Source organism: Paraburkholderia sp. SEWSISQ10-3 4, assembly GCF_030464785.1.
GTDB classification, from domain to species: domain Bacteria; phylum Pseudomonadota; class Gammaproteobacteria; order Burkholderiales; family Burkholderiaceae; genus Paraburkholderia; species Paraburkholderia aspalathi.
Window position 1 is genome coordinate 29864 of record NZ_JALPRI010000038.1, and the last position, 13953, is coordinate 43816.

The 13953-nt window shown below is 61.0% G+C and carries 11 protein-coding genes; 7 read left to right on the forward strand and 4 right to left on the reverse strand.

All coding sequences use genetic code 11. From position 1 onward, the window contains the following. Nucleotides 1–28 precede the first annotated feature (28 nt). Nucleotides 29–1024, reverse strand: coding sequence for a GlxA family transcriptional regulator (locus tag M0D68_RS35835; protein WP_093647069.1), 996 nt, complete (start codon nt 1022–1024; stop codon nt 29–31). A 765-nt stretch (nt 1025–1789) separates the two neighbouring features. Here M0D68_RS35835 and M0D68_RS35840 point away from each other — a divergent pair. The 6 genes from M0D68_RS35840 (at nt 1790) to M0D68_RS35865 (ending at nt 10354) form a co-directional block, all read left to right on the forward strand. Beyond that, nucleotides 1790–2164, forward strand: coding sequence for a hypothetical protein (locus M0D68_RS35840; protein WP_093647021.1), 375 nt, complete (start codon nt 1790–1792; stop codon nt 2162–2164). 364 nt (nt 2165–2528) lie between these two features. Beyond that, nucleotides 2529–3452, forward strand: a complete 924-nt coding sequence (locus M0D68_RS35845; protein WP_266226830.1) for a LysR family transcriptional regulator — start codon at nt 2529–2531, stop codon at nt 3450–3452. A 16-nt stretch (nt 3453–3468) separates the two neighbouring features. Continuing rightward, the gene (locus M0D68_RS35850; RefSeq protein ID WP_093647016.1) at nt 3469–4143 is read left to right on the forward strand and encodes a response regulator transcription factor; all 675 of its coding nucleotides are present in this window, start codon (nt 3469–3471) and stop codon (nt 4141–4143) included. A gap of 248 nt (nt 4144–4391) precedes the next feature. Continuing rightward, nucleotides 4392–7673, forward strand: a complete 3282-nt coding sequence (locus M0D68_RS35855; RefSeq protein ID WP_266226831.1) for an efflux RND transporter permease subunit — start codon at nt 4392–4394, stop codon at nt 7671–7673. After that, a complete protein-coding gene (locus M0D68_RS35860) occupies nt 7663–8877 on the forward strand; it encodes an efflux RND transporter periplasmic adaptor subunit (RefSeq protein WP_266226832.1) in 1215 nt (404 codons plus the stop codon). Before M0D68_RS35855 ends, M0D68_RS35860 begins: the two co-directional genes overlap by 11 nt. Next, complete coding sequence (locus tag M0D68_RS35865; RefSeq protein ID WP_266226834.1) at nt 8870–10354, forward strand: efflux transporter outer membrane subunit; 1485 nt, start codon at nt 8870–8872, stop codon at nt 10352–10354. The genes M0D68_RS35860 and M0D68_RS35865 overlap by 8 nt, the downstream gene beginning before the upstream one ends. A 122-nt stretch (nt 10355–10476) precedes the next feature. Here M0D68_RS35865 and M0D68_RS35870 read toward each other — a convergent pair whose 3' ends face one another. Then, a complete protein-coding gene (locus M0D68_RS35870; RefSeq protein ID WP_266226835.1) occupies nt 10477–11655 on the reverse strand; it encodes a porin in 1179 nt (392 codons plus the stop codon). A gap of 326 nt (nt 11656–11981) precedes the next feature. Between M0D68_RS35870 and M0D68_RS35875 the strand changes: the two genes are divergently transcribed. After that, on the forward strand, nt 11982–12263 hold the full coding sequence (locus tag M0D68_RS35875; RefSeq protein ID WP_093647004.1) for a DUF4148 domain-containing protein: 282 nt from the start codon (nt 11982–11984) through the stop codon (nt 12261–12263). Nucleotides 12264–12526: 263 nt separating this feature from the next. On the opposite strand, the gene M0D68_RS35880 is transcribed toward M0D68_RS35875, so the two are convergent. Continuing rightward, nucleotides 12527–13624: a porin gene (locus M0D68_RS35880; RefSeq protein ID WP_266226838.1), complete on the reverse strand. Its 1098-nt coding sequence runs from the start codon at nt 13622–13624 to the stop codon at nt 12527–12529. Nucleotides 13625–13756: 132 nt separating this feature from the next. Then, nucleotides 13757–13953: hypothetical protein (locus M0D68_RS35885; protein ID WP_266226837.1), on the reverse strand; the 197-nt coding region annotated here is incomplete at its 5' end.

Sequence of the window (13953 nt, forward strand, 5' to 3'; positions counted from 1 at the left end):
GCGCCGTCTGCACGGCGCCTGCTCAAGCTTACGCCTCTGTCGCCACCCGGCTGCGTGCGCGATATTCGGTGGGCGACAGCGCCATACGCTTGCGGAAAATCTTCGCGAGGCGATCGCCGTTGCCGGTGCCGCTGCGGCGCGCGATCTTGTCGACCGGTAATTCGGTTTCGGTCAGGAAGTTGCAGGCAATACGCAGCCTCACCTGCAGCAGATAATCAGACGGCGTGACCTGCATTTCATGCTTGAAGCGCCGCAAAAAATTGCGCTCGCTCATCGCCGCCACTTGCGCTGCGTCGGCAACCGACACCGGACGATCGCAATTCGCCTCCATCCAGCGCGCGGCGGCACGGATTTTCTCAGCGACGCTAAGCGTGCCGCCCTCAGCCGGTAGTGGCACCCAGGTCGCGGCCATACCCGGCATCACCCGATCGGCAACGCTGCGCGCCAGCTCCGCGCCAAGATCGCGCTTGATGAACATCAGCGCGCTGCGTGCGCAGTCGTTACGATCGTTGGCGGCGCTTCGCACAGCGTCGGCCGCGGCGCTGCCCAGGTAGCGATTCACCTGCAGACCATCATGCTCAGCGGGCCCCGCTGCTTCCAGCACGAGACGGCCCTCGCCGATCGTCTCGATCGCACGGGTTCGCGTTTGCACCGATCGCAACCAGCCCAGCAAGCGTTCGTCGAGCGCGGCCTCGTGCGCGCCGTAGCCCCCTGCGATGAACAGCACGTCGAAACCGCTGCCATAACGTGTGTCGATACGATCGGTCCAGATCCGCGCCGACGAGGAACTCGCGACGCTGCCCCCGTCCATCGACAGAAACTGCACTTCGTAAGGCGGCTCTTCGCCAGCCCGCGAGCCCGAGAGTTCGTTGGCGGTCTGGAACATCTCGACTACCGTGCCTGGCCCGAGCAGCCAGAAGCCGTCGAACAGCAACACGCCGATTCGCCGCGCTGCACTACGCACGTTTAGCGTCGGCGTATGTAACCAGGTAATCCTCGCAGTATCCAGATGCAAGTGCGGCATGATCTTCCCCAAGCTGTCGTACATTGTGGACCCCGCTGCCCCGTCGGCCGGACGATATGGACGAATTGAATTACGGCGGATGAAAACCACCGGCAACGCCGCTTAACGGATTATGCGTGATGTTAGCTGAATGCCGCCCTATAGTAAATTTGAAAAACAAATCCGTATTGAGAAATTAGATGTACGACGAAATCCATTATTGTGTGTTTCATATGACCGTCGGCATATGAGTCGGCATAGCAACGGGCCGCAGCAGCCTGTCTGACCATCAGCAGGTCGAAGAACCTTGCACAGAGCCACGCTCAAGGCTTCTACTCGGGCTCGCCGACGCAGCACGGCTTGCCGGATTCGCGATGGCGATTCATCGAAATCACATACAGAAATGTTTCAAACGTGAAATCGAAACCTCGCAAATAATGAACATTCAATCAGGCTTTTATTCGCAAATCGGGAATTTATCGGCAGTGCCAATGCGGCAAACCGCACACTTATCGAAACATTCCCGATTAAGCATTTCGACACTAATTTCCCACACGACTAAAAATGTTTCTATATTGAAACATCCGGCCTCTTTTACATATGACCAATGCACCGGTCATTGACCTGCGCGCAGGGAAAAACGTCAGACAATTGTCCGCAGCGGCGGAAATCGTGCCAGGCGGTCTCCTTAAACAAAGTTTCATCCCTTGATCGTGCTCTTTAAGACTTGGTTAAGAGAGGCGGCGCCATAATTTGCTCACCGTAAGAGCAGCAAGGAGCAGAGATATGTCGCGCCCCATGAGCATCGAGAGAGTCAACGAATACGGACAGAACGCGGTTCGCATCGCCATCGAGGACCGTGCGGTACTGCTCGAAACGGCCGATCTGGATGCCGTGATCGAGCACCTCAGCGCGCTGCGCGCCACGATGCGCCCGGAAGTACCGAAGGAACCCCTGCGCGCCCATCAGTACGTGATTGAAATCGATCCGTGCTGGCACGCCGAAAAACATCCGCTGCACGACGGCGCCGTGCTGTTCCTGCGGCATTCCGGCCTGGGCTGGGCCGGTTTTGCACTCCCCACCGAGAGCCTTGCCAGACTGCATCACGCGTTGACCCAGCAGCTGGAAGCCTCGCTCGAAGTACACGGCATGCTCAATTGAATCGGCTGAACCGGCTGGATCAGTTGATTCAGCCGGTTCGCGAATGGCTACCGCTTGTTGCGTTTCGCGTAGCACTGCGTTTCAGAGAGCGCATGCACCTCGCGGCGCTCCGCATCTATACTTCCCCCACCGCCCCATAGCGGTTACTTTCATTCAGGTCTCTTTCCGAAGCGCGGCTCTGGCCGCGCTCTTTTTTTGCGCGTCGCTTAGTCTTGCTGATCGTTCACGAACGCACCGGGATGCAGCTTTGCCCGCGCAGTTCATGAACATTGCACAAAATTAAAAAAGACTTAATCCACCTGGGCGTGCCGTTTTATCCGCGATCGCCGATGATGCAGCCATCGTCCTTCTCTACTGTTCCAACATGAACCAGCTACAAGCGATGCGTGTCTTCACACGGGTGGTCGATCTTGCCAGCTTCAATCTTGCGGCGAGACAGTTAGGCATGTCGGCGGCGGCGGTCACTCGCAGCGTCGGCACATTGGAAGCGCATCTGAACATGCGCCTGCTAAACCGCACCACGCGCAGTCTTTCGCTGACCGATGTGGGCCGCGAGTATCTCGACGGCTGCCGCACGATCATCGAGAAGCTCGACGAGATGGAATCGAACCTGCTGGAGACCACACGCGATCCGCAGGGCACGTTGCGCATCGCGACGCCGATGACGTTCGCGACCGCCGGGCTGGGCACATTGCTGGCTGCGTATCGCACGCTGCATCCACGCGTGGATTTCGATGTGACAACGTTTGATACGCATATCGATCTCGTGGAGGGCGGTTTCGACGTGTGTTTCTCCGACGACCGCAGGCTCGCCAATTCTTCACTGGTGAGCCGCATGCTGACCAGCGTCGATGAAATGACAGTCGCCTCCCCCGCGTATCTGGCGCGTCACGGCACCCCTCGCGATCCGTCGGCGTTGAACCGCCACGGCTTGTTGACGGTCTCCGACGGTTCGTCGCGTGCCTGGGAGTTCGCCGACGCCGACGGCATCTATCGCGTCAACACCGGCAGCGCGCTCACCGCCACCAGCAGCGCGATGGTGCGCGTGGCCGCGCTCAACCATATGGGTATCGCCTTGCTGCCGCTGCCGATCATCGCCGACGATCTTGCGCAAGGTTCGCTCGTCCCCGTGCTCGAACAGTTCGAAATCAACGGCGGCCCGCGCCAGGTGTCGATCCTCTACTCCGGCCGCAATTACCTGTCGATGCGTGTGCGCAGTTTCATCGACTTCGCGGTCAGCCAGTATCGCGCGCCGGACCGCCCGGTTGCCTTGCGGGCGGTGGCCTGAACCGGGCCCGCGCATCATGCCCAAAATACTGACGATCGAAGACGACGAGTTGATCGCCCACGACATCGTGCGCACGCTCAGCGCAAGCGGCTTCTCTGTTGACGTGGCGCGCACCGGCCGCGAAGGCATGGCGAAAGTGATGGCGGGCGACTACGACGTCGTCACACTCGACCGCATGCTCCCCGATCTCGACGGCCTGACCATCGTGGCGACGATGCGTGGCGTCGGCATGGAAACGCCAGTGCTCGTGATGAGTGCGATGTCCGACGTCGATCAACGCATTCAAGGTCTGCGCGCCGGCGGCGACGACTATCTGACCAAGCCATTCTCGCCCGAAGAAATGTTCGCGCGCGTGGAGGTGCTGTTGCGCCGCCGCCCACGTCATGCCAAAGCTGAAACGCTGCTGCGCAACGGTGCACTGGAACTCGATCTCGTGCGCCGCAAAGTCACCTACCGACAGCGCGAACTCGATCTGCAACCCACCGAATTCCGCGTGCTCGAATTCATGATGCGCCACGCCGGCCAGGTGCTCACGCGCACGATGATTTTCGAAGCCGTGTGGGGCTGCCGCTTCGATCCCGGCACCAACCTGATCGACGTACACGTAGGCCGTCTGCGCAAGAAAGTCGAGACGCCCGGCGAGCGGCCGTTGATCCGCACCATTCGAGGCTCAGGCTATCTGTTCGGCTGACGCCGCCTCATTCACAGGTTTTCTGACGGAGCTCTAGCGCTGCATGCAGCGCTAGAGCCGTTGCGACGCGGCTTTCGATGCAATCGCGCACGTCCTCCAGGCTTCCTAAAACTAGTTTCATTTGTTTAGTCCGCGCCTGTTAGGACCCGCTCTCCAGAATGCCGTTACCGAGCCGCGCCATTGGTGCGAGCCCTAACCGCCACACGCCCGCGCAGATTCAATCGCGCCTCTGAACGGAGCAGCCTTCGATGTTAAAAATAGTCCGGTTGGCTTTGACCCGGCCCTACACGTTCATCGTGCTTGCGATGCTGATCCTGTTGATCGGCCCGCTTGCCGCGTTGCGCACGCCGACGGATATCTTTCCCGACATCCGCATTCCCGTGATCAGTGTGGTCTGGAACTACGCCGGCCTGCAACCGGACGACATGTCCGGACGCGTCGTCACCTACTACGAACGCACGCTCGGCACGACCGTCAACGACATCGAGCATATCGAGTCACAATCGTTTCGCGGCTACGGCATCGTCAAGATCTTCTTTCAGCCGACCGTGGATATCCGCACCGCCACCGCGCAGGTGACCTCGGTTTCACAGACGGTGCTCAAGCAGATGCCGCCCGGCACCACGCCGCCGCAGATTCTCAACTACAACGCGTCCACGGTGCCGGTGCTGCAACTGGCGCTGACCAGCAATACACTTGACGAGCAGAAACTCGCCGACTACGCGACCAACTTCATTCGCCCGCAATTGCTGAGCGTGCCTGGCGTGGCGATTCCGACGCCGTATGGCGGCAAGACCCGCGAAGTACAGATCGATCTCGATCCGCAAGCCTTGCAGGCAAAAAAGCTCTCGGCCAACGACGTCGCCACCGCCCTCGCCCAGCAGAATCAGATCATTCCGGCGGGTACCGAAAAGATCGGCCGCTTCGAATACAACATCAAGCTGAACAACAGCCCGCTCGCGCTCGACGAACTGAACGCGCTGCCGATCAAAACGGTGGACGGCGCGACGATCTATATCCGCGACGTAGCTCACGTGCGCGACGGCTATCCGCCGCAAGGCAACGTAGTGCGCGTGGATGGTCATCGTGCGGTGCTGATGAGTATTCTGAAGAACGGCTCCGCGTCGACGCTCGACATCATCTCCGGCGTGAAGGCGCAACTACCCCGCATCGAGGCAACGCTGCCGCCCGGACTGAAGCTCGTGACGATGGGGGATCAATCGACCTTCGTGAAAGGCGCGGTGAGTGGAGTGGCACGCGAAGGCGTGATCGCCGCCGCCCTTACTTCACTGATGATTCTTCTGTTCCTCGGCAGTTGGCGCTCGACACTGATCATCGCGGCGTCGATTCCGCTGGCGGTGCTGGCTGCGATTGCGGGCCTTGCCGCCATGGGCGAAACGCTCAACGTGATGACGCTCGGCGGTCTCGCGCTCGCGGTGGGGATTCTGGTCGACGACGCCACCGTCACGATCGAAAACATCAACTGGCATCTCGAACAGGGCAAGGACGTGCGCAGCGCGATCATGGACGGCGCCGCGCAAATCGTTGCGCCCGCCTTCGTTTCGCTGCTTTGCATCTGCATCGTGTTCGTACCGATGCTGCTGCTCGACGGCATCGCGCGCTTCCTGTTCGTTCCGATGGCCGAAGCGGTGATCTTCGCGATGATCGCGTCGTTCATCCTCTCGCGCACCTTCGTGCCGATGCTGGCGCAATACCTGTTGCGTCCGCATGCATCGGGCGGTCACGCCTCCGGCGAACTGGCCGCGGTGATGGACACGCATGGCGGCCACTCTCATCCGGCGCCGTCGCGCAATCCGCTGGTGCGCTTTCAACGCGGCTTCGAGCATCGTTTCGAGCGCGTGCGCAGCGTGTACCGGATCGTACTCGGCCTTGCGCTCACGCATCGCAAGCGTTTCGTCGCGGGCTTCCTGATCGTCGTGGGCGCGTCGTTCCTGCTCGCACCGTGGCTGGGACGCAATTTCTTCCCCGATATCGACTCCGGCGAAATTGCGATCCATGTGCGCGCACCGATCGGCACGCGGATCGAAGATACCGCCGCGCAGTTCGATCTGATCGAGAACGCGGTGCGCCGCGCGATTCCGCCAGACCAGTTGCGCAGTATCGTCGACAACATCGGCCTGCCCAATAGCGGCATCAACCTGACCTACAACAACAGCGGCACGACCGGACCGCAAGACGGCGACATTCTGATCTCGCTAAACGAGAACCACGCCCCCACCGCCGGCTTCGTGCACACACTGCGCGAAACGCTGCCGCGTCAATTCCCGGGAACGACCTTCGCGTTCCTGCCGGCCGATATCGTCAGTCAGATTCTGAATTTCGGTGCCCCCGCGCCAATCGATTTGCAGGTGGCGGGGCCGAACCAGGCGGCCAATCATCGCTACGCCAGCGAAGTGATGCGACGCATGCGCATGATTCCCGGCATTGCCGATACGCGCATCCAGCAGGCGTCGACGTATCCGCAGTTCACCGTGTCGGTAGACCGCTCGCGCGCCGATCAACTCGGCATTACCGAACAGGACGTGACCAATTCCGTGGTAGCGAGTCTTTCCGGCACGAGCCAGGTATCGCCGACGTATTGGCTGAATCCGAAGAACGGCGTGTCGTATCCGATCGTCGCGCAGACCCCGCAATACCGCATGACGTCCCTGTCGAATCTCAACAACCTGCCCGTGACCGGCAAGAGCGACCAGGCGCAGATTCTCGGCGGCATTGCGACCATTTCGCGCGGCGTCGGCAATGCGGTGGTGTCGCACTACAACATCGAACCGCTCTACGACGTGTTCGCGACCACTCAAGGTCAGGATCTCGGCGCCGTCGCGGCGAAGATTCAGAACATCGTCCATGCAACCGCGAAAGATGTGCCGAAGGGCTCGATCGTCACGCTGCGCGGCCAGGTGCAAACGATGAACAGCGCGTTCCTCGGTTTGTCGCTAGGTCTGGTCGGCGCGATTCTGCTGATCTATCTGCTGATTGTCGTGAATTTCCATTCGTGGAGCGACGCGTTCGTAATCGTCACGGCGTTGCCCGCGGCGTTAGCCGGCATCGTGTGGATGCTGTTCACCACGCACACACCGCTCTCCGTGCCCGCGCTGACCGGTGCGATTCTCTGCATGGGCGTCGCGACCGCCAACAGCATTCTGGTGGTGAGCTTCGCCCGCGAACGGCTGGCGGTGACCGGCAATGCGCTGGTCGCCGCGATGGAGGCCGGCTTCACGCGCTTTCGGCCGGTGCTGATGACAGCGCTCGCGATGATTATCGGCATGGCGCCGATGGCGCTCGGCCTCGGCGACGGCGGCGAGCAGAACGCGCCGCTCGGCCGCGCGGTGATCGGCGGCCTGATCTGCGCGACGTTCGCCACGCTGCTGTTCGTACCGGTCGTGTTCAGCCTCGTGCATCGGCGCGATGCCGCTGGTCACGATCCATCGCACGGCCCGTCGCGCAACTCATCCAACGACCCCTCGCACGATCACTCATCATCCGAACCCGGAGTCCATCATGTCCACTGAGATCGAGATCAATTCGCCCAAGCGGCTGCGTCATCTGAAGCTGGTCGGCATCGTCGCGCTGCTGGTGGCAGCGGGCATTGTGACGAGCGGCATTGCCAGCCGCGTGCATGCGAAGCAGGAACTCACCACCTGGTCAGCCCAGCAAGCCGTGCCCACGGTGATTGCATACACACCCAAACACGACCTCGATGCGCAGGCGCTGGTGTTGCCCGGACGGCTGTCCGCCTTCGTCAACGCGCCGATTTACGCACGCGTGTCGGGTTATCTGCATGCGTGGTACGCCGATATCGGCACGCACGTCAAAGCCGGCCAGTTGCTTGGGGTGATCGACACGCCCGACCTCGATCAGCAATTGCTGCAGGCTCGCGCCGATTTGCAGAACTCGGTGGCTAACGAAAAACTCGCGGCCTCCACGGCAACCCGCTGGACCAGGATGCTGCAACAGGATTCGGTCTCGCAGCAGGACGCCGATGAAAAGACCAGCGACCTCGTGGCCAAGCAGGCAACCGTAGCTGCGGCGGAAGCCAATGTACGGCGTCTCGAAGCGCTCGAATCGTTCAAGCGCATCACTGCCCCATTCGACGGCATCGTCACCGCGCGCACCACCGATATCGGCGCGCTCATCAATGCGGGCGGCGGCAATGGGCCCGAACTGTTTTCCGTGTCGGACGCACGTCAATTGCGCGTCTACGTGAGCGTGCCGCAGGACGAGGCGGCCGCCATCAAACCCGGCATGACCGCCACGCTCACCGTGCCCGAACGCCCCGGCGTGAAGTTCAACGCCAAACTCGTCGACACCGACGACGCGATCACGCCCTCCTCCGGCACGCTGCTGGTGCAACTCGCGGTCGACAATCAAAACGGTTTGCTGATCCCCGGCGAATACACCGAGGTGCATTTTGCGCTGCCGACCAACTCGCATGCCTTGTCGATCCCGGCCAGCTCGCTCATCTTCCGGCAGAACGGTTTGCAGGTCGCCGTGGTCGGCCACGACAACCGCGCGGTGCTCAAATCGGTATCGATCGCCACCGATCTCGGTACGCACGTCGAGATCGCCTCAGGTCTGAATCCAGCCGACCGTGTCATCGACAATCCGCCCGACTCGCTTGACTCGGGCGATGAAGTGCGGCTCGCGGGCAATCCGGCCGGTGCGACGGACACGTCGCTCGCCGCGCGTCGGCCGGCGGAGAGCGCTCATGGATAAACGCCGCATCTGCATCGCGTTGGCGGCCGCGGCGCTGATGAGCGGCTGCTCGTTCGCGCCGACCTACCAGGCGCCGGCCACCAGCATCCCAACGACGTTCAAGGAAGGTGGCGCATGGCAGCTCGCCCGACCCGCCGACCGCGTGCCGCGCGACGCGTGGTGGACGGTGTATCGCGATCCGGTACTCGACCATCTCGAGGTTAAGGTGGCCGCCGCCAACCCGGACGTGGCCGCGGCGATGGCGCGCCACGACGAGGCCACCGCCTATCTGTCGCAAGCCCGCTCGGGCTTGTTTCCGACCATCGGCGCCGAAGTGTCGGTCGAACGCCAAAGGCAATCGGACAACCGCCCGCTGCGTGGCGTGGGTCAGCCCGCGGTGTACGGCGCGAATACGGTCGACGTCGGCATCGGTTATGACCTCGACCTGTGGGGCAAGATCCGCAACGAGGTGTCGGCGGGCCGCTCGGCGCTGCAGGCGAGCGAGGCCGATCTCGAGTCGGTACGTTTGAGCCTGCAGGCGAATCTGGCAAGCGCGTACTTCAATCTGCGCGGGCTGGACGAACAGCAGCAACTGCTCAACGATACGATCGACACCTACCAGCACGCGCTCAAACTCACGTTAAGCCGTCACGCGGGCGGCATTGCATCCGACCTCGACGTCTCGCGTGCGCAGACGCAGCTCGACACCGCACGCGCTTCCGCCGACGACATCGCCGCACGCCGCGCGCTGTACGAGCATGCGATCGCCAGCCTGACCGGCGCGCCCGCGTCGAATTTCACACTCGCGCCGGAGATCGAAACGACGTACCTGCCGTCGATTCCAACCGGCGTACCCGCAGCACTGCTGCAACGGCGTCCCGACATCGCGGCGGCCGAGCGGCGCGTTGCCGAGGCCAATGCGCAAATCGGCGTGGCCAAGGCCGCCTTCTTCCCGGACATTTCGCTCGGCCTCGACGGTGGCTATCAGAGCGACACGCTTTCGCCGTGGCTGATGGCGCCGAACGAAATCTGGTCGGTCGGACCGAGCCTGATGCTCACGCTATTCGACGGCGGCCGCCGTGAGGCAATCACGCAGCAGGCGCGCGCGAAGCTCGCCGAGAACGGCGCGAAGTACAAGGCCGCCGTGCTGCTCGCCTTCCAGCAGGTCGAAGACAACCTCGCGCAATTGCATCATCTCGGCGACGAAGCCACGCAGCAGAACGAGGCGCTGGTCGCCGCGCAACGCACGTTGACACTCTCGATGTCGCGCTATCGCGACGGCGTGGTCAGCTATCTGGATGTCGTGACCGCGCAGACTACCGAACTCACGACCCAGATCGACGCATTGAACCTCAATACGCGGCGCCTGCTGGCCTCGGTGGGGCTGATTGAGGCCTTGGGCGGCGGTTGGTCGGCAGACGGCGCTACGGGCTCGCCTGCCGTTCAGGCGGCAAGTGCGCAAGCGGTGCATCCGAAGGTGCTCGCGTCCGCAGATTGAAACTGCGGGTTGAATCTGTCAGTTGAATCCACCCATGCCGTTAAAAAACGTCGCCGGTTCTTCACCGGCGGCGTTTGCCTTCCATATACGCTTACGACACCCTTTCAACGCACGTGCCGAGCTCAGAACTTATGCCGTATCCCCACCGCCACAACCGCCTGCCGATCGCTCGACGAAGCCGCTAGCGAATAGATCGACGCATTGCCGAGCACCGCAATACCGTCCGCCCCCGACACATGTTGATAGACACCCTCCAGATACAGATCGGTTCGGCGTGACAGGGCGTAATCCGCCTGCAGCATGAACTGATTCCACTTCGGTGCGACGCTCCTGCCGTCGTCGCTGAAATGTCCGTCGGTGAACGTGTACGAGCCGCCCAGCGTGAACGCCGGCGTGATGGCATAGCGCGCGTTCAGTTCGTAGTTATTGAAGGTCAGCATATCGCCGTTGAGCGTGGAATACGCGCCACCCTGCGTGATCTGATGCGGGTCGTCGAGCATGGTCCGCGTGAAAACTAGACCGACGGTCGCCGCGCCGAACGTGTAGCGCCCTGCCGCGCCGAGGATGCGCTGGCGTGCACCGGTGAAGGTCGCGTCGCCATCGCTGCTGCTCACCGCGCCGCCGGTGTTGGCAGGTTGATTGACGCCGCCCGGCTGGTTCACCTGCAGGTACGCGAGCGCCAGATTGAACGGACCGCCCGCCCATTGCGCACCGAGGCTATAGGCGTTGTTATTGCTGAAGCCACCGGCCGCATTGCTGAACGCATAAGCGCCGCCGACTGTGAAGCCGTCATAAGTCGCGCTGCGGAATTTCAGCGCGTTGTTCATGCGCAGATCGTTGTTGAGGTTGTCGTTATCGAACGGATGATCGGCGATATTGCCGCCGAAGCCCGAACCTGTGGCCGAAAGCGGCGCGACGAAATCGACCAGGAAGTCGTATTGCCGCCCCATGGTCACCGTGCCCCACTGCTTACTCGCGATGCCGACCCATGCCTGCCGGCCGAATTCATCGCCGCCGTTGGAAAATTTGCCGCTGTCGATATTAAAGCCGTTCTCCAGATCGAAGACCGCGCTTAAGCCCCCGCCCAGGTCCTCGTTACCGCGCAGACCCCAGCGGTCGGTGCTGATATTGCCGCTTTCCATCATCCAGTTGCTTTTGCCGCCTGAAGCCGTTTTCTGATTGCTGATGTAGTCGATGCCGGTATCGAGTGTGCCGTAGAGCGTGACGCTGCTTTGTGCGTGCGCCGCCGCGCCGAAGGTGCCGGCCAGCGCGACGAGTGTGGTTGCCAATGCTTTGTTCATGTTTGATTCCGGGTAAGAGAAGGCGCCGATCCGCGCATTGACGGACCGATCCCGCACACCGTGCGGGTAGCCGCAATGTAGATTTGCGTGGTGACATACCCGTGATCAAAACCGGTCGATTCATGAAACGTTTTTTATGTTCATGACATGTACCGGACAAGCCCAAGAATCATCGGATCGCCGGCGCTCCAACGGATAAATATCTTTTCATGCGCACACCGCCGATCCGCTAACGCCAGGTCACTATCCTTCTTATCAACCGATCCACGAATGCATTGCGGTTCGCGCATCGGTTCCATCCAATTTGATTTGTGAGGATTACGAACATGAAATCTCTGACGCTCGCCATCGCTTTCATCGGTGCAACCGCAACGGCCTCCGCTTTCGCTCAATCGACCACGGCGCCTTCGCCGGCGCAACAGAACGCCGCACCGACCATGCAGGTAGCAGCGACCAGCACCGCCGCGGTCAACGCGGCTGGGTCGTGGGTGCCGCCTTACGGTCAGGCGACCGGCGAGAAGACGCGTGCGCAGGTTTATCAGGAACTCGTTCATGCGGAGAAGGACGGACAGCTCGCCTATCTGAACTCGACGCTTTACGCACACTGAGATCTATCACTAAACGCAACACGCTGCATTTCTCGCCCTGACATCAATGACTCTTCGCACCGCGATCAAACGAACGGCCTCGTTTGCCGTTGCCGCTGCTGCATCCGGATTCCTGTTATCCGGATGCGCGACAACGTCGCCCTCCACCAGCGCCGACAACTGTGTCGGTCCACCGAGTTACTGCAATATCTATTTTGGTTCGTGAACAAAAAAGAGCGCGCTACCCCTTCGGGCAGCGCGCTCTTTCATCTGATTCTGATGCTTTAGAACGAGTGTCGAATGCCCACGCGTCCCACTACCTGCTTGCCGTCAGACGACGGATCGAAGCCGGCAATCTGCGCGACGGCGCCGCCACTGGCTTTCTGTAGTGCGGCGAGCGCATAGACCGCCGTGCGCTTCGACAGTTCGTACTCTGCGCTCAGGTTGAGCTGCTGATACTTCGGTTCCTGATTGGTCGCGTGATCGCGGCCATCCGTGTAGGTGTAGCCTGCAGCGAGATTCAGCTGACCGGTTGCCGCGAAGGTACCGGCAATTTCATAGTTCTGGAATTTGACGCCCTGTCCTGCATCGCCCTGCTGGAAATTGACGTTCGTGAAGTTGCCCATCACCTTGAACTTGCCGATCTGATAAGACGCACCCGCAGCAAAGATGCCTTGACTGCGGGCATTGGCCAGATAGTTGCCGTACACCGCGTTGGTAAAGCCCGAGCCGTTCTGATAGCTCTGGATTGCCGTTTCCGGATCGTTGACGCGCAGATAGCCCGCCCCCATCGAAAACTGTCCGTTCGTATACGACGCTGCCGCGCTATAGGCGGAGTCATTCGAGAACTGCCCGGCCTGGCCGCCGAACGAATAAAGGGCTTCGCCCGTAAAGCCCCCGATGGTGGGGCTCGTGTACTTCACCGAATTACTGATGGCGAAGCCGTTATCGAGGTTGTCCATGTCATTGGGGTGGGAAAAATACCAGCCGCCGTAGCTATCGTTGAGCGAGAACGGCTCGATGAGATCGACGATCGGATCCCACTGCCGCCCGAGAGTGACCGTACCGGCCGTCTGACTGGCGAGGCCAACGTACGCATTACGGGAAAAAGCCAGACCACTTCCCAAGCTGCCGTTAGTCGAATTGAAGCCGCTTTCCAGGTCGAACACAGCGGAGAGCCCGGCGCCGAGATATTCCTTGCCTCTGAGGCCCCAGCGACTACCTGCGCTGACGCCGCTGGCCATTTGATAGAGATGGTTGCCGTTCACGTTACTGGCGAAGTCGATACCCGTGTCGAGCAGCCCGTAGAGGGTGACGCTGCTTTGCGCATGGGCGGTGGAGACTGCGCCGACGCACAGTAGTGCCACGACCAAGTGGGTCAGCTTCATCTTCTGATTCATGAATCACCTTTCATTTAATTGAGGATGCCTGATAGCTGTGGAGACTTTTTATGCAGTGTGACCACTGGACGAATATATCGAGGTCAGAAATCGCCGCGTCTGCAATACAGACTTTCAGTTTTTTTGTAGGGTTTTCATGAGCGAGCCGTTGACCTGACTTGCGGAGCGGGGTGTTGTCTGTTTGTCTACGGTGTTGGGATTTGCTTGAGTTTTTTTTGCCTGCGCGGCGCTTTTTGTCAGTGTTCCTGGGGCTTTGGCCTTTCCTTGCATTGTTAGTGGTCTATTAGCGTTGCCCCTGTGCGGGGCGGCAC

Coding starts and splice junctions, on each gene's coding strand:
- M0D68_RS35865 (WP_266226834.1), top strand. CDS start 8,870: ATGGATAAACGCCGCATCTGCATCGCGTTGGCGGCCGCGGCGCTGATG.
- M0D68_RS35870 (WP_266226835.1), bottom strand. CDS start 11,655: ATGAACAAAGCATTGGCAACCACACTCGTCGCGCTGGCCGGCACCTTC.
- M0D68_RS35835 (WP_093647069.1), bottom strand. CDS start 1,024: ATGCCGCACTTGCATCTGGATACTGCGAGGATTACCTGGTTACATACG.
- M0D68_RS35855 (WP_266226831.1), top strand. CDS start 4,392: ATGTTAAAAATAGTCCGGTTGGCTTTGACCCGGCCCTACACGTTCATC.
- M0D68_RS35850 (WP_093647016.1), top strand. CDS start 3,469: ATGCCCAAAATACTGACGATCGAAGACGACGAGTTGATCGCCCACGAC.
- M0D68_RS35840 (WP_093647021.1), top strand. CDS start 1,790: ATGTCGCGCCCCATGAGCATCGAGAGAGTCAACGAATACGGACAGAAC.
- M0D68_RS35845 (WP_266226830.1), top strand. CDS start 2,529: ATGAACCAGCTACAAGCGATGCGTGTCTTCACACGGGTGGTCGATCTT.
- M0D68_RS35875 (WP_093647004.1), top strand. CDS start 11,982: ATGAAATCTCTGACGCTCGCCATCGCTTTCATCGGTGCAACCGCAACG.
- M0D68_RS35860 (WP_266226832.1), top strand. CDS start 7,663: ATGTCCACTGAGATCGAGATCAATTCGCCCAAGCGGCTGCGTCATCTG.